The 20,685-nt window shown below is 63.8% G+C and carries 20 protein-coding genes and 1 pseudogene; 4 read left to right on the forward strand and 17 right to left on the reverse strand.

All coding sequences use genetic code 11. From position 1 onward, the window contains the following. From AC16JP_RS02245 to AC16JP_RS02290, 10 genes are all read right to left on the reverse strand, one after another. Positions 1-530, reverse strand: a 530-nt coding sequence (locus AC16JP_RS02245; protein ID WP_484338974.1) for a hypothetical protein, incomplete at its 3' end; no start/stop codon positions are given. Next, positions 527-1,063: a GNAT family N-acetyltransferase gene (locus AC16JP_RS02250; RefSeq protein ID WP_484338975.1), complete on the reverse strand. Its 537-nt coding sequence runs from the start codon at positions 1,061-1,063 to the stop codon at positions 527-529. The genes AC16JP_RS02245 and AC16JP_RS02250, both read right to left, overlap by 4 nt. Then, complete coding sequence (locus tag AC16JP_RS02255; protein ID WP_484338976.1) at positions 1,060-2,361, reverse strand: DegT/DnrJ/EryC1/StrS family aminotransferase; 1,302 nt, start codon at positions 2,359-2,361, stop codon at positions 1,060-1,062. The genes AC16JP_RS02250 and AC16JP_RS02255 overlap by 4 nt, the downstream gene beginning before the upstream one ends. Further along, entirely contained in the window at positions 2,358-3,368 is a 1,011-nt protein-coding gene (locus AC16JP_RS02260; protein WP_484338977.1) for a Gfo/Idh/MocA family protein, read from the reverse strand. Before AC16JP_RS02260 ends, AC16JP_RS02255 begins: the two co-directional genes overlap by 4 nt. A 5-nt stretch (positions 3,369-3,373) precedes the next feature. After that, positions 3,374-4,453 carry a pseudaminic acid synthase gene (pseI, locus tag AC16JP_RS02265; protein WP_484338978.1) on the reverse strand — a complete coding sequence of 360 codons (1,080 nt, stop codon included), beginning with the start codon at positions 4,451-4,453 and terminating at the stop codon, positions 3,374-3,376. Further along, on the reverse strand, positions 4,454-5,932 hold the full coding sequence (gene pseG, locus AC16JP_RS02270; RefSeq protein ID WP_484338979.1) for a UDP-2,4-diacetamido-2,4,6-trideoxy-beta-L-altropyranose hydrolase: 1,479 nt from the start codon (positions 5,930-5,932) through the stop codon (positions 4,454-4,456). It abuts the gene before it with no gap. Next, the gene (pseF, locus tag AC16JP_RS02275; protein WP_484338980.1) at positions 5,929-6,648 is read right to left on the reverse strand and encodes a pseudaminic acid cytidylyltransferase; all 720 of its coding nucleotides are present in this window, start codon (positions 6,646-6,648) and stop codon (positions 5,929-5,931) included. Before pseF ends, pseG begins: the two co-directional genes overlap by 4 nt. Continuing rightward, the gene (gene pseC, locus AC16JP_RS02280) at positions 6,645-7,820 is read right to left on the reverse strand and encodes a UDP-4-amino-4,6-dideoxy-N-acetyl-beta-L-altrosamine transaminase (protein ID WP_484338981.1); all 1,176 of its coding nucleotides are present in this window, start codon (positions 7,818-7,820) and stop codon (positions 6,645-6,647) included. Before pseC ends, pseF begins: the two co-directional genes overlap by 4 nt. A 6-nt stretch (positions 7,821-7,826) precedes the next feature. Beyond that, on the reverse strand, positions 7,827-8,837 hold the full coding sequence (pseB, locus tag AC16JP_RS02285; protein ID WP_484338982.1) for a UDP-N-acetylglucosamine 4,6-dehydratase (inverting): 1,011 nt from the start codon (positions 8,835-8,837) through the stop codon (positions 7,827-7,829). 129 nt (positions 8,838-8,966) lie between these two features. Next, entirely contained in the window at positions 8,967-9,920 is a 954-nt protein-coding gene (locus tag AC16JP_RS02290; protein ID WP_484338983.1) for a Wzz/FepE/Etk N-terminal domain-containing protein, read from the reverse strand. A 338-nt stretch (positions 9,921-10,258) separates the two neighbouring features. On the opposite strand from AC16JP_RS02290, the gene AC16JP_RS02295 reads away from it, so the two are divergent. Both AC16JP_RS02295 and AC16JP_RS02300 read left to right on the forward strand, forming a co-directional pair. Next, positions 10,259-11,116, forward strand: coding sequence for a Gfo/Idh/MocA family protein (locus tag AC16JP_RS02295; RefSeq protein WP_484338984.1), 858 nt, complete (start codon positions 10,259-10,261; stop codon positions 11,114-11,116). Beyond that, positions 11,113-11,940: a hypothetical protein gene (locus AC16JP_RS02300; protein WP_484338985.1), complete on the forward strand. Its 828-nt coding sequence runs from the start codon at positions 11,113-11,115 to the stop codon at positions 11,938-11,940. Before AC16JP_RS02295 ends, AC16JP_RS02300 begins: the two co-directional genes overlap by 4 nt. Before the next feature lie 3 nt (positions 11,941-11,943). Here the strand turns inward: AC16JP_RS02300 and AC16JP_RS02305 are convergent, their stop codons facing one another. The 6 genes from AC16JP_RS02305 to aceB all read right to left on the reverse strand — a co-directional run bounded on the left by AC16JP_RS02305 (position 11,944) and on the right by aceB (position 18,846). Continuing rightward, positions 11,944-12,909: a WaaS/CpsH family glycosyltransferase gene (locus tag AC16JP_RS02305; protein WP_484338986.1), complete on the reverse strand. Its 966-nt coding sequence runs from the start codon at positions 12,907-12,909 to the stop codon at positions 11,944-11,946. Further along, a complete protein-coding gene (locus AC16JP_RS02310) occupies positions 12,902-13,897 on the reverse strand; it encodes a WaaS/CpsH family glycosyltransferase (RefSeq protein WP_484338987.1) in 996 nt (331 codons plus the stop codon). Before AC16JP_RS02310 ends, AC16JP_RS02305 begins: the two co-directional genes overlap by 8 nt. A 38-nt stretch (positions 13,898-13,935) precedes the next feature. Continuing rightward, on the reverse strand, positions 13,936-14,601 hold the full coding sequence (locus AC16JP_RS02315; protein ID WP_484338988.1) for an acyltransferase: 666 nt from the start codon (positions 14,599-14,601) through the stop codon (positions 13,936-13,938). Next, positions 14,598-15,728, reverse strand: a complete 1,131-nt coding sequence (locus AC16JP_RS02320) for an NAD-dependent epimerase/dehydratase family protein (RefSeq protein ID WP_484338989.1) — start codon at positions 15,726-15,728, stop codon at positions 14,598-14,600. Before AC16JP_RS02320 ends, AC16JP_RS02315 begins: the two co-directional genes overlap by 4 nt. 130 nt (positions 15,729-15,858) lie before the next feature. Continuing rightward, positions 15,859-17,109 (reverse strand): O-antigen ligase family protein, encoded by a 1,251-nt coding sequence (locus tag AC16JP_RS02325; protein WP_484338990.1) that lies wholly within the window; start codon positions 17,107-17,109, stop codon positions 15,859-15,861. 156 nt (positions 17,110-17,265) lie between these two features. Next, positions 17,266-18,846: a malate synthase A gene (aceB, locus tag AC16JP_RS02330; protein ID WP_484338991.1), complete on the reverse strand. Its 1,581-nt coding sequence runs from the start codon at positions 18,844-18,846 to the stop codon at positions 17,266-17,268. 137 nt (positions 18,847-18,983) lie between these two features. Here aceB and proC point away from each other — a divergent pair, with 137 nt between their 5' ends. Then, positions 18,984-19,874: a pyrroline-5-carboxylate reductase gene (gene proC / locus AC16JP_RS02335; protein ID WP_484338992.1), complete on the forward strand. Its 891-nt coding sequence runs from the start codon at positions 18,984-18,986 to the stop codon at positions 19,872-19,874. Further along, positions 19,871-20,488 carry a hypothetical protein gene (locus AC16JP_RS02340; protein WP_484338993.1) on the forward strand — a complete coding sequence of 206 codons (618 nt, stop codon included), beginning with the start codon at positions 19,871-19,873 and terminating at the stop codon, positions 20,486-20,488. The genes proC and AC16JP_RS02340 overlap by 4 nt, the downstream gene beginning before the upstream one ends. Here the strand turns inward: AC16JP_RS02340 and AC16JP_RS02345 are convergent. Then, positions 20,457-20,685: pseudogene (locus tag AC16JP_RS02345) on the reverse strand (hypothetical protein); the annotation flags it as partial. The gene AC16JP_RS02340 and the pseudogene AC16JP_RS02345 sit on opposite strands and share 32 nt — an antisense overlap.

The following is a 20,685-nucleotide window of genomic DNA, read 5'->3' on the forward strand; positions in this document are numbered from 1 at the left end:
TCGTCGCGCGCTGGTTCCAGCACCAGCAGCAATCCATGCGGTTCATGGTCGAGGCGGCGCTCGGCTGCGGCGATCTGGGCGAGTGTGTTCTCGAGATACAGGTTCGGCAACTGATGAACGGAAATGCCGGGAAACTGCACGCGGGCAAGTTCAAGTGCATCCATGTCGGCGACGATCAGTTCGTCCGGAAGCAGCGTTTCACCCTGCCGGGTGAAGCGGTCGTGGTAGTTCACCCAATGGTCGAGCACGGCAAAGCTGGGGATCGCGGCATACGCTGCACGTTTCCGGGCCTGATGTTCGATGTCGCTTTGCCAGCCGGTGCCGCTGACCAGTGCGGCGGCGCCATCGAGCGCGGCATCCGGGCTTTGTGCCAGTGCCGGGCGAGATGCATCATGCCAGAGCCGGGCTGCCGGGCCTGCCGCGAATACACGCGTATTCGGGATCAGCCCGGCGTCGATCCAGCCGAGGATCAGGTTGGCAGCACCGGCATCGTGCATGATGACGGCTGTTTCCGCAGGGAAGGCGATCATGGCCGGAAGCGGCCATACAGCAGGATATCGGCGGCTTCGCCATCGAACAGTTCCTGCCCGATCCGGCGGCCTTCCAGCACCATTCCCGAACGTTCGGCGATGCGCTGCATGCCGATATTCAGCGAACTGGTGCCCGCCGTCACCTTGCGGGTGCCGGTCGCGAACAGCCAGTCCATCAGCAGGCTCCATGCCTCGTGGCCGTAACCCCGGCCCCAGCAGGCGCGATCGCCGATCATGATCCCCATATCGGCCGTAAGGTGCCGAGGGGCAACATAGGCGGTCAGTGTACCGATCGGCCTGCCGCCTGCCCGTTCCTCGACGAGGAGGAAATGATTTGGGCCGTCGGCAAAACTGGCAAGATAGGCACGGGCACTTTCTTGGTCGTGCCGGGCGAACCGCTGGTTGCTGTAGCGTGTGACTTCGGGATCATTGAGCCACGACAGATATGCGTCGCCGATGTCTCCTTCGCGGAACGGGCGAAGGACGATGCGGCTGCCGGACAGCACGGTATCTGCTGCGGAAAGCGGCATCATCGGGCGTCCGTGTTCACCTTGCGCAGGGCGTCGAGATTGGCCCAGACCTTGGCAAACGCGGCCACGACCTGATCGATATCGGCGTCTTCGAACTCGTTCATGCACAGGTTCAGGCCGAGGAACGTTTCGTTGTGCAGCTTCTCGGCAACCGGGCACAGCCCCGGGCCGTAGCGCACGTCCTGCCCGGCGTAGGGCGAAGTCCAGGGGAAGCCGCCAGTGCCATAGGCTATGCGGTTGCGGAACATCGGCAACAGATGCAGATTCTGATAGCCGACGACCAGGCCGGGCACACCTTCCGCCCTGAGTGCGTCAGCGAGAAGCGCCCGGCTGACACCGAGTGCGGCAGTATCCAGCGTCATGCCATAGACATAATAGACGTTGGTCAGCCCTTGCGGCGTGTAGGGCGGTGTGATCCCGGGAAGCGCGCGTATCCCGGCCGTCAGGCGGTCGGCGGCGGCCATGCGCGATGCGATGCGCGGCGCGAGTTTCGTCAGTTGCACGCGGGCGATCGCGGCCTCGATCTCTCCCATGCGGAAATTATATCCCAGCATGTTGGACAGGGCTGCGGGGTCGTCGGTTCTGACCACGGCTTCGGCATGGTTGCGGATCAGGCACAGGCGCTGCGCCAGCACGTCGTCGTTGGTGACGAGTATGCCGCCTTCGCCGCAGTGAATATGCTTGTGATAATTCAGACTGTAGCCGCCGATGTCGGCCAGCGTGCCTGCGAAGGCATCGCCGTAGCGGGCGCCCGGCGCCTGCGCGGTGTCCGAAATGATCTTCAGGCCGTGACGATCGGCGATGGCGCGCAGTTCCGTCATGGCGGCGGATTGGCCGAAGATATCCACGGCCATGATGGCGCGTGTGCGCGGCGTGATCAGCCGTTCGACGCTGCCCGGATCGATGTTGAAGGTTTCCGGATCGATGTCGGCAAAGACCGGGATGGCATTGAAGTGGAGGATCGCGGTGGCGGTTGCGGCCATGGTCCAGGGTGTGGTGATGATTTCATCACCCGGCTCTACGCCGATGGCGCCGACGGCCGCGATCAGCCCGGATGTCCAACTGTTTACGGCGATCGCATGCCGCACGCCGAAATATTCGGCTGCTGCCGCCTCGATGGCCCGTACGCGCGGACCGCCCATGAAGCCTTCGCCCGGCGCCCCGATATAGGCGGACAGCACTCCGGACTTCATCACTTCGACTGCTGCCGCGATGTCGTCGTCGCCGATCGTGTTGAAGAGGGCGAGAGGGGCGGCAATCAGCGGAGTGCCGCCGAACAGGGCGAGTGGCTGGGAATTCATGCGTCGGCTACTCCGGATATTGTCCCTGAATGAAAATGCACTCCGGCGGCGACGCGGACTTCGTGTGCGATCGCCTGTGCGGCAAGCGCGGAACCGCCGTCGCATGACAGCGTGCCGCCCGTTTCCAGATGACTGCGCAACTGATTCATACAGGCCAGCATTGCCAGATCATATCGTCCGGGGGTGACGCTGTCTGCGCCAAGCGTCCTGTATCCGACGAAGTGCGGGCTGTCCACAGCAAGGCGACGGCGCCAGGAAAGCCCGCCTTCTTCCATGCGGATAACACCGGCTTCCGTTGCAAGTTCCAGTTCGAACAGCGAAAAGTCGGCTGCATTGCCGATATTCAGCGTAACCGGAACATCTCCGGCGGCCAGAAGGCAGGGAATGGACGGATCATCAGGCCAGTGATCGAACACCGGCCTGCCGGCGGAGACGACGGACAGCGGCCCCAACAGCATGGCGAGCAGATCGAACATGTGGCTGCCGTTGTTCAGAACGCCTTTGGTGTAAACGCCGCTCGCCGAGCGAACGGCACCCCATCTACCGGCTGCGATTTCATCGCATAGTTGCCTGACGTCCGGTGCCCAGCGTCGGGTGTGGTTGACGGCGACTGCGACGCCCGCATCTGCTGCGGCCGAAATCAGCGAGCGGGACGCAGCAATGTCTGGTGTCAGAGGTTTTTCGGCGAAGATCAGTCGCGGCCGAAGCGCAAGCGCCGCGTGGAAATGCGGGGCATGCAGCGCCGTGGGCGAGCACAGGCTGACAATGTCATACGGCGCGAATTCCGCAGCTTCGGCCATGCTGCCGACAGCATGGCCGACACCCCAACGCTTCTGGAAGCCGGAGCGACGCACTTCGTCCGGATCGACGCAGGCAACGAGATTGAAGCCGCCTGCCTGCCGGTAGGCGGCGGCATGCGTGCGTGGCGGGGCGTCGTCCGGGCGGGAGGCGTCGTAGCCGCCGGCGATTGCACCGCAGCCGACGATCAGAACATTCTGTTGGCCCATGTTTGTCAGCCGTTCTTCAGCAGATCCCAGCTCAGCGGCGTTCCCCGCGCGACGTCCCGTCCGACACACATCCCGAGAATGGTTTCCAGATGGCGAGGCGGCAGGCCGAGGCCCGGCCGGATGGCCCGGACATTTTCTTCGGTCAGGATTTCACCCTTGGCCAGATCCTTCACGACATAGAGCGAACGGCGGAACTGGAGTGATTTTTCCTCGGCGCCGGTCGGCCCGTAGCGGATCTGTCCGAGTGCCTGCCACGCGCGGCCGGTTTCCGTTACGAGTGCGCGCAATTCATCCGGTTCCAACGAGAATGTGCTGTCCACGCCGCCGTCCGCACGGTCCAGGGTGAAGTGCTTCTCGACGACCGTCGCCCCGAGTGCGACGCTCGCGACGGCAACGCCTGTGCCCATGCTGTGGTCTGAAAGGCCGATCTGGCAGCCGAACAGGCTGCGCATGTGCGGGATGGTGCGGATGTTGCTGTTCGCCGGTGTTGCCGGATAGGTGCTGGTGCATTTCAGCAATACCAGATCCCGGCATCCGGCCGCGCGCGCCACCCGCACCGTTTCGTCGATCTCGGCGGCGTTGGCCATGCCGGTCGAGATGATCATCGGCTTTCCCGTCGCCGCCACCCGGCGCACCAGCGCATGATCGGTGTTCTCGAACGAAGCGATCTTGAAGCACGGAACGTCGAGGCTTTCCAGAAACGCCACCGCAGTTTCATCGAACGGCGAGGAGAACGCTTCCATTCCCAGATCGCGCGCCCTGTCGAACAGGGGCTTGTGCCATTCCCAGGGCGTATAGGCCTCGGCATAGAGGTCATAGAGGTTCCGCCCCGCCCAGAGGCTGTTCTGGTCTTCGATCCGGAAGCCTTCGGCAGCGGAATCGATCGTCATGGTATCGGGTGTATAGGTTTGCAGCTTCAGCGCATGGGCGCCGGCGGCGGCGGCCGCTTCGACGAGCTGCATGGCCCGATCGAGTGACTGGTTGTGATTACCGGACATTTCCGCAATGATGAAGGGCGCATGGTCTGGCCCGACCATGTGTCTGCCGACAGCAAAATTGCGGTGTTCCTCGCTCGGGTTGCTCACTTAGATGTCCTTCACGTGCGCCGAGATGTCGGGCCGGTAGCCGGCGCGGGCAAACAGCGCGTGGGAGCGCCGGTTTCCCGGCATGATCTTCGCCTGTATCCGCCGCATATCAGGCCGTTCGGCGGCAAGCCAGCCTTCGGCGGCGAGCAGCAGGCGCGACCCATCGCCGGCACGGCCGTCGGGTGTCAGATAGATGGAAACCTCGGCCGTTGCGGCATCACCGCAATCGAAGCGGACGATGCCGATGGCCGTGCCCCGGCGCTCGCCCACAAGCAACAATGTCTGCTCTGATTGCATGACCTCGGCGAACCATCGCCGGTGTGCTTCCAGCGGAATGGGATCCGGGTTGCGGGCGGTTTCCCGCACAGACGCGGCGTTTCGCCATGCGTGGATGGCGTCGCTGTCGTCGGCCTGTGCACGACGGATATGGATTTCCTCGCCGCCGATGGCTGCGGCCACCCGGCGCGCGCCCTCTCCATCTACTGCAGCCATCCCTGCGCGGGAGATGTTGTTGCGCCACGCTTCACTTTCGACCAGCACGCGCAGATGGGCAGCAATCTTTTCCACGTCGATCGGCCCCTCGACGGAATGCAGCAGGCCGAGTGCGGCGGCCTCGTGGAGGAGGACATGCTGGTTGTCGGCGATCTCGACGGCAAGCGTCGGCAGACCAAGGCAGCAACGCTCCCATGTGGCGGTGCCGCCTGCGCCGATACCGATGTCGGCGGCGGCCATCAGCGAGGCCACGTCGGGGGTGTCGACATGCAGGGTCCAGCCGGGGCGGTTTCCGGCTACATCGCGCAATCCGGGCAGATGGGGGTTTGCGCTGCCGGTCACGATATCGACGTGCAGATGGCCCAGCCCGGCCGCGTCGATGGCCCGCAGCAGTACTCCTCCGTGATTGTGCGGATCGCTGCCGCCCATCATCAGGAACAGTCGGCCGGCCGGCCCGCTGCGGGCAATTGTCGTTCGGCGCATCGCGGCGAAGGATGGGCGCAGCAACGCGAACTGCGGGCCGAGCATCATGGCCACTGCATCGGCGGGCTGGTATCGCGCCCCGGCATTGCGGTGCGCCGTCTGGTCCAGCAGCAGGTCGCAATCGTGACGGCGGCCCAGATCGTCGATCACCATGCATCGGCGCCCGTCCGTACGAACGGCGCGTTCCCAGACGCTATCTAGTCCGTAATGATCGACGACGACCCATGCGGCATCCGGCACGCCTGCAAGGAACTGCGCGGCGTCGGCCAACTGGGTTTCATCGCCCATCCGGCAGCCGGGTGCTGGCAGGGGAGTGGAAGGCGTGATTGCGTGCAGCGCATGACCATGCCTGCGGATCATGTCGGCAAGGCCGTCGGGGATTTCCGCTGCAACGAAAACGCTGGCTTCTCCGCTGGCCTGCAATGCCGAGGCCAGCGCCAGACAGCGGAAGACATGCCCCGTTCCCATCCGGGTGGACGCATCCACGCGGAACGCCACGCTCATCGGTCGGCCTTTGCTGCTCCCGTGTCGCGCGAACGCAGGGCAGATGCCATCAGCTCGGCGCGATCCCAGTCTTCGGGCGTGTCGATGTCGACGACGCGCCATTCGGGAATCGGATAGCCTGCCCCGTTCGCATGAATATTGAGGCCCTGCCGCCATGCATCTGCCGTGCCCCAGTAGAACTGCCCGGCGTCGTGGTAGAAGGGTTCGAGGTCCTGCGTGCGGACATTGACGTTTTCCGGCATGAAGGGTGCAACCCGCCCGTCCGGACCAAGCCGCAGCGCGCGCTGGATTGGCGAAGGGAAAGCCGTGACCGGAAAAACATAAGGCGCAGCCCCCGACTCGACGAGCCGCAAGGTTGCCACAAGATCTTCCGGCTGCAGAAAAGGCACGCCGGGATAGATGCAGCACAGGTGATCGATCCGCCATCCGAGCGCCACGCACTGTTCCAGCGCATGCTGAACCACCGGGACCGTGGGCGTTGTGTCGTCGGCGAGTTCGGCTGGCCGCATGAAGGGCAGCAGCGCACCGGCGTCGCGCGCGATGTCGGCGATCTCTGCGTCGTCGGTCGATACGACGATATGGTCGAAGAGGTTCGACGCAAGGGCCGCATCGACAGCATAGCCGATCATCGGGCGGCCCGCGAAACTGCGGATATTCTTGCGCGGAATACGCTTCGAACCGCCGCGCGCGGGAATGACGGCGATCCGGCCGGTCACGCACGGTCTCCGGCGGTGACGGCGTTACGCAGCACGGCCACGACGCGGTCCTGCTGTTCGGTGGTCAGCGCCGGGAACAGCGGGATGGTGATGGCGCGGTTGGCATAGGTTTCCGCTGCGGGGAAATCGCCCGGTTTGAATCCGAGCCGCCGATAATAGGGCTGAAGGTGAATGGGCGCATAGTGCAGGTTGGCACCGATCTGGGCTTCGCGCAGGGCGTTGAACACGTCGGCGCGTGTTGCTGTCGTCCGCTGCTCGTCCACCTCGATCACATAGAGATGCCATGCGGATTCTGCGCCGTGTCGCCGGGCGGGCAGCCGGAAGGGCAGGTCGGCCAGCAGCCGATCGTAGCGGTCGGCGTGTGCGGCGCGCCTTGTCCGCATATCGTCAAGCCGCACCATCTGCGAGATGCCGAGCGCAGCCTGCATGTCGGTGATGCGGTAGTTGAAGCCCAGTATCTGCTGTTCGTAATACCAGGCGCCGGCGGAGGGCTGTTCGAACAGATCCGGATCGCGGGTAATGCCGTGGCTGCGAAGCAGCCGCATGCGATCGGCGATGGCCGGGTCGCGGGTGGTCGCCATACCGCCCTCGCCGGTCGTCACGATCTTCACGGGGTGGAAGCTGAACACGCAGACGTCGGCGTATGCGCTACCGACGGGCCGGCCATCGAGGCTGGCGCCGGTTGCATGCGAAGCGTCCTCGAGAATCCGGAAGCCGTAGCGGTCGGCGAGCTGGCGAATGGCCGGTAGGTCGGCCGGGTAGCCCGCGAAATCCACGGGTACGACGATATCGGGAAGCCGCCCGGCCTGTTCGGCGCGCGCCAGACGCGCGGCAAGATCCGCGACCGACATGTTGCGCGTATCCGGATCGATATCGACGAAATCGACATCGGCGCCACAATAGCGGCCACAGTTTGCGGATGCCACGAAGCTGTTGGGGGTTGTCCACAGCAGGCCGCCCGGCCCCAGACCCAGGGCAAGGCAGGCAATGTGCAAGGCCGCAGTTGCGTTACACACAGCCACCGCATGCCCGGCATCATGACGAGCGGCAAACAGCCGTTCGAACTCCGTCACTTTCGGGCCCTGGGTCAGAAAGGCAGAGGTTAGTGTGCCAGTGACCGCCGCAATATCGGCGTCGTCGATTTCCTGACGGCTGTAGGGGATCGGCTCCATCGGCGATTATGCGACGGTGCCGGTTGCGACGTGCTTCGCGATCAATTCGCGGATTTGCACGACCGACAGAAAATCGGGATTGTCTCCGCTGTTGTAGCTGAATCCGGCCCCGACCTGCTTTCCGCCGAATGCCTCGGCGTATTCGTCGAGGGAAACCAGCCCTGCTGCGGGAAGGATGGCGTAATATGCGCCGATGTCCACGGTGTTCAGGCTGTCGGAAACGGTGATCATTTCTTCGTGGATCTTTTCGCCGGGACGAATGCCGACGATTTCCTGCCTGGCGTCCGGTGCGATGGCGGTGGCGACATCGGTGATGCGGTAGGACGGGATTTTCGGCACCAGAATTTCGCTGCCAAGCGCATTTTCGATCGACCAGAGCACCATGTCCACACCCTCTTGCAGAGAGATGTTGAACCGGGTCATGGCCGCGTCGGTGATCGGCAGAACGCCCGATGCGCGCCGTGCAAGGAAGAACGGAATGACCGAGCCGCGGCTTCCCATCACATTGCCATAGCGGACCACGCTGAAACGGATGTCGCGTTGCCCGCGGATATTGTTTGCAGCAACGAAAAGCTTGTCTGAGCAGAGCTTGGTCGCGCCATAGAGATTGACCGGAGCGGCGGCCTTGTCCGTCGACAACGCGACCACCCGGCCGACCCCCTGATCAAGGGCGGCCTCGATCACATTCTGCGCGCCCATCACGTTGGTCCGGATGCACTCGAACGGGTTGTATTCGGCCGCCGGAACCTGTTTCAGCGCGGCTGCGTGGACGACGATGTCGATCCCCTCGAATGCGCGACGCATCCGGTCTGCATCGCGCACGTCGCCGATGAAATAGCGGATGGCGGGATGGGCGGAGAGCGGGAACTGCTGCGCCATCTCGAACTGCTTCAACTCGTCGCGTGAGTAGATGACCAGTCGGCTGACATCCGGGAAGCGGTCCAGAACGGTCTTTACGAACGCCTTGCCGAAAGAACCCGTTCCGCCGGTGATAAGGATGGATTTGCGGTTGAGCATGAGAATCCGTCTGCAAATGCACACAACCCCTTGGACTGCAAGGGTATCGTCGGTGCTTCAGTTGTTTGATGAAGTTCCATAGCCGCGAGGCGGCAGTGTCGCAACCGGGGTGTTGCCCAGTACTGGCGGTTACCGAAGGCGTTGGACGAGTGGCAGCGCCACGAGTACCCAGGCCCCCCACAGAACCACGCCGGAGAGCAACGCAATTCCCAATACCATTACCGGTTGCGGCGTGGTCGGGCGGTGAGAAACCGTGACGGAGCCGAACGGTTCGGCGGCATAAGGCGCGTGCGCGCTGGCCATCATGCGCATATTCTCGTAGCCGCTCAGCGCCTTGGCGAGGGACATGCGATATTCCACGACCTGCGTTTCCTGCAACCTCCGTTCGAGATAGGCCACATATTCGTCGGCACGGGTAAGCGCCTTGGCACGCAGGAACTCATCGGCGTCGTGCACGACCGCCGTGAGAAGCTGCGCTGCGAGCTTGGGATCACGATGTTCGAACGACAGCGAGGTGATGCCTTTTTTCCGATCCTCGCTGATGATCAGCTTGGTCTGCAACAGATCGCGAAGCTCGGCGCTGCCCGGCTTCTGCCATGGAACGTCGGGAATGCCGAGCAGCCCCTTCACCGGCTTTGTGACGCTGCGGATCGGTGAAGGCGGTTCCCGCCAGACACCCTTTTGCGAATCCCAGTGGGCGGGGAAAAGCCCCCGCATCAATGCTTCGTTACCCGCAACGATACGGGCGACAGCTTCCGACCGGGCGGCCTCGGGAAAGAGCGAAAAGGAGGATCCCGAGTCGAGCCCGATATCGACGCCCACGATCGAGCCGATCCCGGCAAGGCCCGAAGGGATCGAGCTTCCGCCGCTGTCGGCCGCCGTGACCTGCACTTTCGCCGTATAGCGATAGGTAGCGAGATTGAGATACAGCGCGCCGGCTGCAAGGGTGAAGAACATGAACAGCGGCAACAGCCACTTCCTCGCCCAAAGGTCGGCAATCATTGCAGCGATGTCGATCGTCTCGGCCGGGACTTCCGGCGCTGATGCAGGCGAGTCCTCGAAATCGGCGTTATGCACCTGCATCGTCCATTCCTGATCATGAAGGCAGTGCTGCGTATCCCGGTAAGCGCGTGGATTGGCAAGCCCCCGGTCTGATGCAGGCACGGTCTGATGCAGGCCCGGTCTGATGCAGGCCCGGTCTGATGCAGGCCCGGCTCGGCCGGCCGGCGAAGTTTCACTTGTGGCAATGCGGTCGTGCCGATAAAGCCGCCGCCTGTGGCAGGCCACACCCCGATATGCCTTTTGCGGCACGTCATTCGCACGGTAGCGCGCCGGGGTTCCCCATCATTGAACGGTTCAGGTAACGAGAGGCGAACGTGGAAGCATTGCTGATTGGCGCGGGGCGGATGGGGTTGACCCATATGGCCCAGTTGAATCTGCTGACGGACTTTTCCATCCGCTGGACCATCGTCGAGCCGTCGCTTGCCGTTCGCAGGGGCCTGTCGTTCTTCCTGCCCGATGCGATGCTGGGCAGGGCCTATGCGCGCCCGCAAGACGTGCAGGGGAGTTTCGATATTGCCGTCGTGTGCAGCCCGACGACGCACCACCAGGGTGCCTGGGACATGCTCAGGGGCAGGGCGGATCGTGTTTTCATCGAGAAACCGTTGCGCGTGGAAAACCCCGGTCCCGAGGTGCTGTGCGGGTATGTCCTGCTGCATCATCCGCTGCAGAAACGCTTCGTCGAACGGTGCGGATCGGATGTCCGGTCCATTTCACTGTCGCTCCGTGCGAACACCATGCTTGCGCCCAATACCGGCTGGCGTGGCCAGAAGGCAGCGGGTGGCGGTGTCATCAACGAGTTCGGATCGCACCTGCTGTCGCTGCTGGTGCATATCGGGGGGCCGGTTGCCAGCCTTTCGCTCGACGAGGAGCGGGTTGTGCATTCGGTCGATGCGCCCGACATCGCGCGGTTGTCGGGGGTCTGCGCGTCGGGCGCGCGCTTCGATCTGACGCTGGACTGGACCGACAGCAGCATTCGCAAGCCTACCTACGCAGTCCGTGCCGATCTGGCGGATGGGCGCACCCTTGGCCATGATTTCTACGAGCTGCGCGAGGGCGACGATCGTCTGTCCATCGCCAGCCTGGAAACTGCTTGCGGGGTCTATCTGCGCGGCGTCGAGTTCACCGAACAGGCGCGCTTCTTTCTGGCTGGCGAGAATTTTCCGCAACATCTGGCGGTAGCCTCGGAGGTTGATCGACTGCTGGGAGAGCTTGCATGATCATTCTGGGTGACAATCCCTTCTTCGGGGTCAATCACGCTTCAACCGAGCGTTCGAGCAACTATTTCGCCCGCCTGCTGAAGCGTGACTGGAGTTCGGCGCACACCACCATGCGGGCGGCGCTTGCCAATGATGTGACACATTTCATGGTCAGCACGCATGCGGAAGCGCCGGAACTGCTGGCGTCGATGCGCGAACACGCCGACCTGCGCAACTTTTCGATCATCCCGGCGGTGCCCTACCTCTACCGGTTGAATGGCCTGGTCGCGGCAAAGGGGGTTCCGGCTGCGATCATGCAGTCGATGTCGTATCCGGCCTTCCTGCGAGGAATGCTCGCATCCGGGTCTGTGCCGGCGTCGGCGCTGGCTGCATTCGTCCGCAAGGAAGTGGAGGCTGTCGCCGGACTCGGGTTTGCCGTTCCATATGTTGCGATGCAGAATATCTTCGTGGATCTGCTGCTGGGCATGGGGCAGGCCCGCTACATCAGCGAGGTTGGCCGGCGGATGGCGGCCGAAGGGCGCCAGCTTGTGGCCATCACGATGAATCCGCTGCTTGCCGATCGTCTGCTGGATCCGTCGATCATCCTGTGCACGCACTACAATTGCCTCGGATACATGGTGCAACCCGATCTCGCCGGGTTCCAGCAGTGGATTTCGGGCACCGGAAGGCGGGTATGGGCGATGGGCGTGATGTCCTCGGGGCAGGCCCCTCTGGATGCGGTGCTGGCCGATCCTACGCTTGGGCGGTTCGAATCCGTCGTGCTGGGGGCCTCGAGGCCAGCCTCGATCCAGTCGTTCGCGCAGGGCTATCGCCAGATAGGCTGAGGCTCAGCTTTCCAGGCCGATCACCTCCCGCAGGAACTGCTGCGGATCGCGGGCTTTCGGTTCCGGTTGATAGCCCGCCGCATTCTGCAACGCTTGTTGCAGGCTGGCCTTGTCGCCGCCCGGTTGGTGCACGATGACGGCCTGCCGGTCGAACAGCGGGCTGATGGCGGCATGCGGATTGTTGGTGATGATGCGCGTGCCGGTTGCCCTCGCCTCGAAGCAGCGGATGGTCAGCCCGGTCTGTCGGGGATGGGCAAAATCGACGGTCAGCGCCGATGATTCAAGGGTGGCGATATACTGGTCGTACGGCAATGGCTTGAACCGAATGGATTTCTGCCACTTCCAGTAGAGGCGCGGGGAACGCAGGAAGTTCCAGAGGAAGGTCAGGATGCTCTTCTCGAAAATCGCGACAAATGTGCGTTCGGCGCCCGCAATCGACAGCACCTCGTCGACATAGCCGAGCCGCTGGCTGTGGTTCCGGAGGATCGCAGAAATGTCATAGCGGATGGCGGGCTTGGGGTCCGGCGGAGACAATGTCGAGAACAGTTCGACAAGCGGCCAGCCCTCGGCGTGTGCGTCGGCATAATCGAAGGTGGAAACGCGATCGACCCCGGCTTTCGGCCAGCGCCGGCAGGCGCGGTCGTAGGCGAGCGCGTCGAAATGATAGCCGACGATCCTTCGGCTGACCTGTCTCAGATCCGCGATCAGTTCGGGTCCGATGCCTCGGCCCTTGAAGATGACGACCAGGTCCCATTCCTGCTGACATAATCCCAGCCGATGATAGGCCCTGCGGGTGAGTGTCCGGGCAATCGGGAGGTCGAGTTTGCCTAGCATCTTGCCCACGGCATTGTCGGGATATTCATCGTTCGCGTGGGTGACGGCATAGCCCATCTGCTCCAGCGCCTGCTGGATGACCCGCGCCATCGAATAGAAGGTGCGCGGGATGATCAGCAGGCAGCGCTCAGCCACTGGCCCCTCCGGCATGTCCCGGTGGCAGGGGGTGTTGTGTGCCGTCGATCAGATGGCGGGCAAAAGTCTGGATGTGATACTCTGGAAAGTCGGCATCGGGATCGCCAAGCGGTGTCTCGACGAACTGTTTCACTCCGCTGAAATCCAGCCCGTCGAACACATGGATTCGATCGGGTGAATAGAATGGTTCGGCCTCGATGCGGCGATTGCTGGTGATGATCTTCTTCCGGCCGCACAGATTTTCGAAGATGCGCATCGTGTAACCCGTCTGCGCATGGTTGGCGAAATCGAACACCGTGGTGGCGTTCGCCATGATTTCCAGAAAACGTCCGTGCGCGATCGGCCCGCGGCTCAGTCCTTCGGCCTTGATCCCGGCGCGCCTGAGGCGCGCTTCCACCGGCGGGGTGCAGGCAAGCCAGGCGTTCAGGTCGATGTCGTTGGAGGCGCAATATTTCCGGAAGCTGTCGATCGCCTCGTATCGCGCCTGGCTGACGATGTTGCCAACGAAATATACTCCGCCTCGCTGTCGTTCTGGCGCGGGCAGCGACTGGAATTCCCGGCTGCAAAACAGCGGCAGGTGCTTCAGGCCGTACTGGCGGGCATCTTCCGGGTCGAAGGTGAAGACTTCGTCGAAGCAGCCGAGGTGCGGTCGATAGTCGTGGTTGCTGATCGAATCCCAATTGTACAGCACGAAGCGGGCGCCATCGAACTGCCTGCGGAAAGCGGCCATGTTCGCCGCTGACAACTGGTGACACTGGATGAACAGCACAAGATCATAGCGCTGCCCGCTCTCCTTGCGGAGGATCCGGGCGTGATGGGCGTTCATGCGCGCCTGCCAGACAGCCGGCGAAACGACACGGATGGCCTTGGTGATGAAATCCCTCGGCTGGACTTCGTGCAGGTGCACTTCGTGGCCCTGGGCACGAAATTCCTCGGCGATCCTTTCAGAATAGCCGTGATAGGGAAGGGCGACCATCAGGATGCGCATCGGGGAACCTGTCTGTGCCGGAACATTGTGTCGGTCGGTCATTCGGTGAAGGCGCCATCGGTGGTGGTTTCCCGCCAGATGCCGGTCGCGGCGTCGAAGCGCTTTACGATCCTGGCCGGCACGCCGACGGCCACGCAATGATCCGGAATGTCATGCGTTACGATGGCGTTGGCGCCGATGACGCAGTTGCGGCCGATGCTCGCCCCGATGATGCAGGCGTTGTGGCCGATCCAGGTGCCGTCTCCTACGTGCACGGGGGCGCGCTGCGTGACGGGTTGATCCATGATGGCGGTGTGAACATCGGCAAAGCCATGCAGGTTGTCCGAGATATAGACGCCGTTTGCCGTCAGCACCTTTGCGCCCAGCGTGACACCCTTTGTTGCATAGATGTGATTGAAACGGCCGATCCGGCAACCGTCTCCGATTGTCAGCCTGGATTCGGCGTGGCCGGTCAGCGGGTTGGCCGCAAGGCAGCTTCCCGACGCCACCAGCACATCCTTGCCCAGATGGATGCGGTCTTCACCTTCGATGGCGACGGGGGCGACGATCAGGCTGCCATCGCCCCAGGCGCCGAAGCGCGATTTCCAGAGGATGCGGAACAGGCGCGCGCGCAACGCATTCAGCAGGCGGATGTGCGGAATCAATCGTGCAGGCCGTATCGGGCGCAGCCCCCCGCCGGAAGCGAAGTCCTGGCTTGCGGTCACTTCAGGAGGCCGCGCTCGCGCATTTCCTGCAGCGACTGCTCGTAGCGGCTTTCGATGGCGCCCTGTTCGAGCACCCATCGCGCGAAATGTGCGATGCCGGTTTCGAAATCGACCTTCGGCTCGAAGCCAAGCAGGGCACGGGCGCGCCTGAGATCGGCGTAGTTGTGCCGGATGTCGCCGATACGGAAGTTGCCGCTGACTTCGATCGGCACGTCCTTGCCATAGAGTCTTGCAAGCGTGGTTGCGACCGTCATGACCGAAGTTGGCGTTCCCGTCCCGACGTTGATGGCGTTGCCGGGGGCGTCTGGGGAAAAGATGGCCTGACAGGTGGCGGCGACGACATCGTCGATATAGACGAAGTCGCGGCTTTCGTGACCGTCCTCGAAAATGTTGATGCCCTGACCGGCAAGGATGCGATTGGAAAAGATCGACAGGATCCCGGTGTAGGGATTGCTGAGCGACTGGCCCGGCCCATAGACATTCTGGTACCGCAGGCTGACGGCCTCGAGGCCGAGCGCCGCACCGGCTACCAGAACCAGTTGTTCCTGCACCTGCTTGGTGATCCCGTAGACGGATGTGGGGTGAATGCGGCTGTCTTCGTCCGTCGCTTCGGGAACCAGCGCGCCGCCACCGGGGACAGTCGGCTCGAACAGGCCCTGCGCCATGTCGGCCTCGTTGCGGGTCGATGGCCAGACCGGCCCGAGCAGCGGCGAGCGGTATCGCCCCTCGCCGTAGATCGCCCGCGAGGAAGCCACCACGATCCGGCGGACGTTGCCCCGGTCTGCCGACAGGAGATCGAGCAGTTGCGCGGTGCCGCCAATATTGACCCGGCTGTAGTGATCGATCTGGTACATCGACTGACCGGTGCCGGTTTCGGCGGCAAGGTGCACGACCACTTCCTGGTTTTCGAGCGCGGCTTTCAGTGCGTCGGTATCCGTGACGTCGCCGACGATCAGCCGGCCTGCCGCAGAAGCGGCCTTCACCAGCGGAGACTGATCCGGTTCGGCACCGTGGATTTGCACCGAAAGGCTGTCGAGGATCGTGATATCATGCCCTTGCGCGGCCAGCTTCCCGGCCAGTGCAGAACCGATGAATCCGGCGCCGCCAGTGATCAGAATACGAGTCATGCCAGAGGATACTCCGGGTCGGTTGAAAGTGCTGTCGTGTCGGCTGGCGGCGGCATTGCCACGAGACCCTTGCGGCCACGCGACGCCCTGTCGCTGCCCGGATTGCCAACCGGCGGGCATCCCCTACACATTAACCGGGCAATTGCAACGCCGGCCTGATGGCGGCCACTGGCCGCTCCGGTCCGGCAGGCTTGGGGCTCGCCGGGCGTTTCCTTCGGCGCCCCGGTTCGGGAACAAGCAGCAAACCACTCAGTATGAACAGCAGGAAGAAGGGCGTCAGCACGATCGCCTCGCTCAGAAACGAAATGAAGAGCAGGGCGCCAACCAGCGCCCGGTCCGGCAGCATCCGCTGACGGAACAGGCCCCACAGGAACGGCAGGGACAGCGGTATCCCGACGGCATACAGCAGACCCACGATGCCGTTGCTGTTGCCACGGTCGATGGTCTGGCTGTCGTCTAGTTCGGTGTTGGCAAAGCCCAACTGGTTGGCATGGGAACGGTATTGTTCGGGATCGAAACCGATCCCCATCAGTGGGTTGGCGGCAACCACGTTCAACCCGGTAAGGAGGTCATATTGCCGTGCCCACCAACTGCCCCGGAATTCCCCGGTGAACTTCGACTGCACGTTATCGATCACGAATCCGCTGAGCGAGACGGCGATCAGGACACCCAAGGTTGCCGCCATCAACCGGCGATGGGCCGGACCACGCCCTAGCAGGCGCCAGAAATAAACGCCCAGAAGTAACCCCGCAACTGCAAGGCCGGTAGTCGACTGGGTGGAGAGAAGGGCCGCGAAAGCGAGAACCGACTGCCAGCGGCTGCGCAGAACGAATAGAGCGAGGTAAAGATACAGGTTCAGGTAGATCTGGAACACGCCAGGCTCGTAGAACAGCCCGTTCGGGCGCTTCAGGCCGCCCGCGTCTTCCAGCATGACGTGGAAATTGAAGATGTAGAGGAAGTGGTGGTAGGTAGTTTCCTCTACCTCGATCGTCTGGAAAGCCGGTTCGAACAGGGTGGCAAGAAACACGGTGGCAAGCGCGATCCATGCGAGCGGCCTGAGCAGAACCACAAGATCCCGTGCGAACGCATCGGTTCCGGCCTTCAGGTACAGTTTCAGAAGTAGTATTCCGGCGAGGAAGTTGGCGTAGCGCACAAGGATCGACGACAGTTCGCCAAAGCCGGATCGCAGAATGATCGCCAGCAGCAGAACGGCCAGAAGGCCATAGATCGCACCAAAGCGCGCCCGGATGGCAGTGTGGGGCGTCGCTGCCATCGCCAGCAGTGTCGCGGCGATCAGGACAGCAAGGATCGGAAGCCGGGGAAACAGCAGGTTGCCGCCGCTGATCAGGATTGCGGCGAACAGGGCTATCCGTCGTGCCACATCGACAGCCTGCAACGCGCCGGGCGGTGCGGGACGTGGAGGGATCGCCTGCGGGGTCATGCCGGTTTCGGTCCGTATCCGATGCGCATGCGGCATGCAACGCGCGCAAGCGCGGCCTCTCGGCTTGGCGTCAGCCACACCGAGAGGCTGGCAATCTCACTCCGCCATGAACCGGCGGTAGCAGGGCGTGGTCAGGAAGTCGGGCAGGTCTTTGGCCATCACCAGGTCGGAAAGCACGGTTGCCGCCTCGCGGTATTTTCCTGTTTCGAAGAAATTATCGCCGACTTCCGATTTCCAGACACCGAGCTGGTTCTGGATTTCCGCATTGATGAGGGCCGCCGTCACCTTGGTGCCGTTATCCAGCGCGACGCCGTGGTGGCGCCACTGCCAGAGCTGCGCGCGGCTGATTTCGGCGGTTGCGGCATCCTCCATCATGTTGTGCAGCGGCACCGCGCCCAAGCCGCGCAGCCATGCCGCGATATAGCCGATGGCGACGTTCACGTTCATCGCAAGCCCGGCCGCAGTCCGGCTGCCTTCGCTTGGCGTGGTCAGGTCTTCGGCCGTTGCGGTTCCGGCGGGCATTTTCGCCAACTGGTTGGGCGTCGGCATCAGCCGGTCGAACACCTCGCGCGCGACCGATACCAGCCCCGGATGGGCGACCCAGGTGCCATCGTGGCCCAGCGTCGCTTCGCGTTCCTTGTCGGCGCGGACGGCGGCGAAGGCGGCCTCGTTGCGGGCGGCATCATCCTTCACCGGAATGAAGGCCGACATCCCGCCCATCGCGTGCGCCCCGCGCCGGTGGCAGGTGCGAACCACATGCGCTGCATATTTCGCCATGAACGGAACGGTCATGTTCACCTGTGCGCGATCTGGCAGCACCTTGGCCGGATCGTGGCTCAGGCTTTTGATGTAGCTGAAAATATAGTCCCAGCGGCCGCAGTTCAGGCCGACGATATGGTCGCGCAGTTCAAACAGGATTTCGTCGGCCATGAAGGCGGCCGGCAGGGTTTCGATCAGCACGGTGGTCTTGATGGTGCCCACCGGCAGGCCCAGCACCGATTGCGCGGTGACGAAGATGTTGTTCCACAGCCGGGCTTCCAGATAATGTTCCATCTTGGGCAGATAGAAATAGGGGCCTGACCCCTGCTTCAGCAGCGCGCGGGCATTGTGGAAGAAATAGAGCGCGAAGTCGAAGATGGCGCCCGAGACTTCCTCTCCGTCGACGATGAGATGCGCTTCCGGCAGGTGCCAGCCGCGCGGGCGGCAGATCAGCACCGCGCGCTCGTCGTTCAGTCGGTAGCTCTTGCCCTTGTCCTCGAGGGTGATCGTCCCGGCGGCGGCGTCCTTCAGGTTGATCTGCCCTTCGACGATGTTCGACCATGTCGGCGACGTCGCGTCTTCGAGGCAGGCCATGAAGCAGTTTGCGCCGGAATTCAGCGCATTGATGACCATCTTGCGGTCGCATGGACCGGTGATCTCGACCCTGCGGTTCTGCAGGTCGCCGGGCGTGCCGGAGATCTTCCAGTCGCCTTCGCGCACGCTCGAGGTTTCGGGCGCAAAGTCGATCGCATTGCCGTGCGCCCACCATTTGCGGCGGTCGGCGCGCGCGCGCAGAAGCGACTGGCGGGTCGGTTCATACATGCGATGCAGATGCGCGACGAAGGCCAGCGCGGGTTCGGTCAGCACGGCATCGAAGCCCGGCTTGATTTCTCCCTTAAGCTCGATACCGGACATCATATGCGCTGCTCCTCGTCGATGATTTCGCAGTCGCACATAGTCCGGAAGTTCGCATAAGGCCAAGCGTGAACCCGCGCGTTGCGAACGGTGGCGCGACTTGTCTTGCCGATGCAACGGCTTGGCCCTAGGAAGGCGCGATGTTCAGCTTCGCTTCGGAACCCGATCATGCCCGCCTGAAACAGGTCTGGATGCTTGGGTGCGGCGCAATGGCCGGGGCGCTGCTGCGGCGCTGGCTGGAATCCGGCCTTCCCGCCGAAGCGGTGACGGTGATCGACCCGGCGCCCGCCGGCCTTCCTGCCGGGTTTACGGGCACGGTCGTCGAGGATGCGATCAGCGCCTGCGGCCACGCACCAGAACCGACGTTGCTGGTGCTGGGCGTGAAACCGCAGATTCTGCCGCGCCTTGCGCCGGGCCTGGGGCGGCTGCTGCGCCCGCCGCCGCTGATCCTGTCGATGCTGGCAGGCGTGCGCACGGCAACGATCGGCGCGTTTTTTCCCGGCGCGCCGGTGATCCGGATGATGCCGAACACGCCCGCCCGTATCGGCCGTGGCGTGACGGCGCTGTTCGCCAGCGGCGCCGGCGATTCCGATCAGGCAGCCATCGACTGGCTGATGGAATCGGCGGGCGCGCTGCGCTGGCTCGACGACGAGGCACTGTTCGACGCGGTGACTGCGGTATCCGGTTCCGGGCCTGCCTTTCTGTTCCGCTTTATCGAGGCGTTCGAAAGCGCCGCCGAAGCCGCCGGGCTGGCCCCTGATGTCGCGCGGTTTCTTGCCGTCGAAACGGTTGCCGGCGCCGCCGAACTGGCCCACCGCTCGGGCGAGGCACCATCGGCGCTGCGCGAACAGGTGACCAGCCCCAACGGCACCACCCAGGCCGGGCTTGAAATGCTGGATGGGGACGGCCTGCTGTCCAGCCTGTTGCGGGCAACCGTGAAGGCGGCGGCCGATCGTTCGCGCACGCTGGCAGCCGAAGTGGAAGCAGTCGTCGGGGCGGCGATTCCGTCAAACGGTGCGAACGCCAAATGACCGGGGTCGACGCCTCTGCCATACGCGAAGCGGCGCTTGGCGGCTGGCTTTCGGCGATCGCCGGCGCTGGTTGGCGCAGGGCCAGCGTCGAGGATGCAGCCGCCGCCGCCGGTTTGACGACGGGGCAGGTGCTGGCCGCTGTCGGAGACAGGTACGGCGCGGTCGCCTGCCTGCAGGACTGGCTGGCCGATGCGGTGGCAGACGGCGCTGCAACCGGCGCCGACGTGCGCGAGCGGCTGTTCGACGGGCTGATGCAGGGCTTCGATCTGCTGCAGGAACACAGGGCGGCAGTGCTTGCGATTCGCAACAGCCGCGATCCTGCTGTTGCGGCGCTGGTGATGGGCAGGGTGCCATGGCACGTCAGGCGGATCGCGGTTGCGGCGGGCATGCGCGTCGGCGGGCTGCGTGGCCGGGCACGGCTGTTGGCGCTGGGTGCCTTGTGCTTGCGGGCGTTCAGCGCATGGCGCACCGATGGCAGCGCCGACATGTCGGCGACGATGGCCGCACTCGATCGATTGCTGGACAAGGCCGAACGCGCCGAACGGGAAGGGCTTTCACCCGATCTGGTGGGCCTGCCAGGGCTTACGGCGCTCGTTGGCCGGCTGCGGCCGTAATCCGCGCCTGCCGGTCGAGTTCCTCGACCATTGCCCGATCGGTCGGCGGTATCAGCCCGGTCAGAACCGCCCAGAAGCCGCTGACGGCCTGCTGCCCGGCGGCGGCGTAGGCGGCCGCAACCCGCTCCCGCAGCGCATCGAAGAGTTCCGCCTCAAGGGTTCCCCCCTCGTCGGTCACTCTGAGGAGCCGCTGGCGC

The sequence above is a fragment of the Sandaracinobacteroides sp. genome (assembly GCF_057137845.1).

Coding starts and splice junctions, on each gene's coding strand:
- AC16JP_RS02250 (WP_484338975.1), bottom strand. CDS start 1,063: ATGATGCCGCTTTCCGCAGCAGATACCGTGCTGTCCGGCAGCCGCATC.
- AC16JP_RS02255 (WP_484338976.1), bottom strand. CDS start 2,361: ATGAATTCCCAGCCACTCGCCCTGTTCGGCGGCACTCCGCTGATTGCC.
- AC16JP_RS02260 (WP_484338977.1), bottom strand. CDS start 3,368: ATGGGCCAACAGAATGTTCTGATCGTCGGCTGCGGTGCAATCGCCGGC.
- pseG (WP_484338979.1), bottom strand. CDS start 5,932: ATGAGCGTGGCGTTCCGCGTGGATGCGTCCACCCGGATGGGAACGGGG.
- pseC (WP_484338981.1), bottom strand. CDS start 7,820: ATGGAGCCGATCCCCTACAGCCGTCAGGAAATCGACGACGCCGATATT.
- pseB (WP_484338982.1), bottom strand. CDS start 8,837: ATGCTCAACCGCAAATCCATCCTTATCACCGGCGGAACGGGTTCTTTC.
- AC16JP_RS02290 (WP_484338983.1), bottom strand. CDS start 9,920: ATGCAGGTGCATAACGCCGATTTCGAGGACTCGCCTGCATCAGCGCCG.
- AC16JP_RS02295 (WP_484338984.1), top strand. CDS start 10,259: ATGGCCCAGTTGAATCTGCTGACGGACTTTTCCATCCGCTGGACCATC.
- AC16JP_RS02300 (WP_484338985.1), top strand. CDS start 11,113: ATGATCATTCTGGGTGACAATCCCTTCTTCGGGGTCAATCACGCTTCA.
- AC16JP_RS02310 (WP_484338987.1), bottom strand. CDS start 13,897: ATGCGCATCCTGATGGTCGCCCTTCCCTATCACGGCTATTCTGAAAGG.
- AC16JP_RS02320 (WP_484338989.1), bottom strand. CDS start 15,728: ATGACTCGTATTCTGATCACTGGCGGCGCCGGATTCATCGGTTCTGCA.
- aceB (WP_484338991.1), bottom strand. CDS start 18,846: ATGATGTCCGGTATCGAGCTTAAGGGAGAAATCAAGCCGGGCTTCGAT.
- proC (WP_484338992.1), top strand. CDS start 18,984: ATGTTCAGCTTCGCTTCGGAACCCGATCATGCCCGCCTGAAACAGGTC.
- AC16JP_RS02340 (WP_484338993.1), top strand. CDS start 19,871: ATGACCGGGGTCGACGCCTCTGCCATACGCGAAGCGGCGCTTGGCGGC.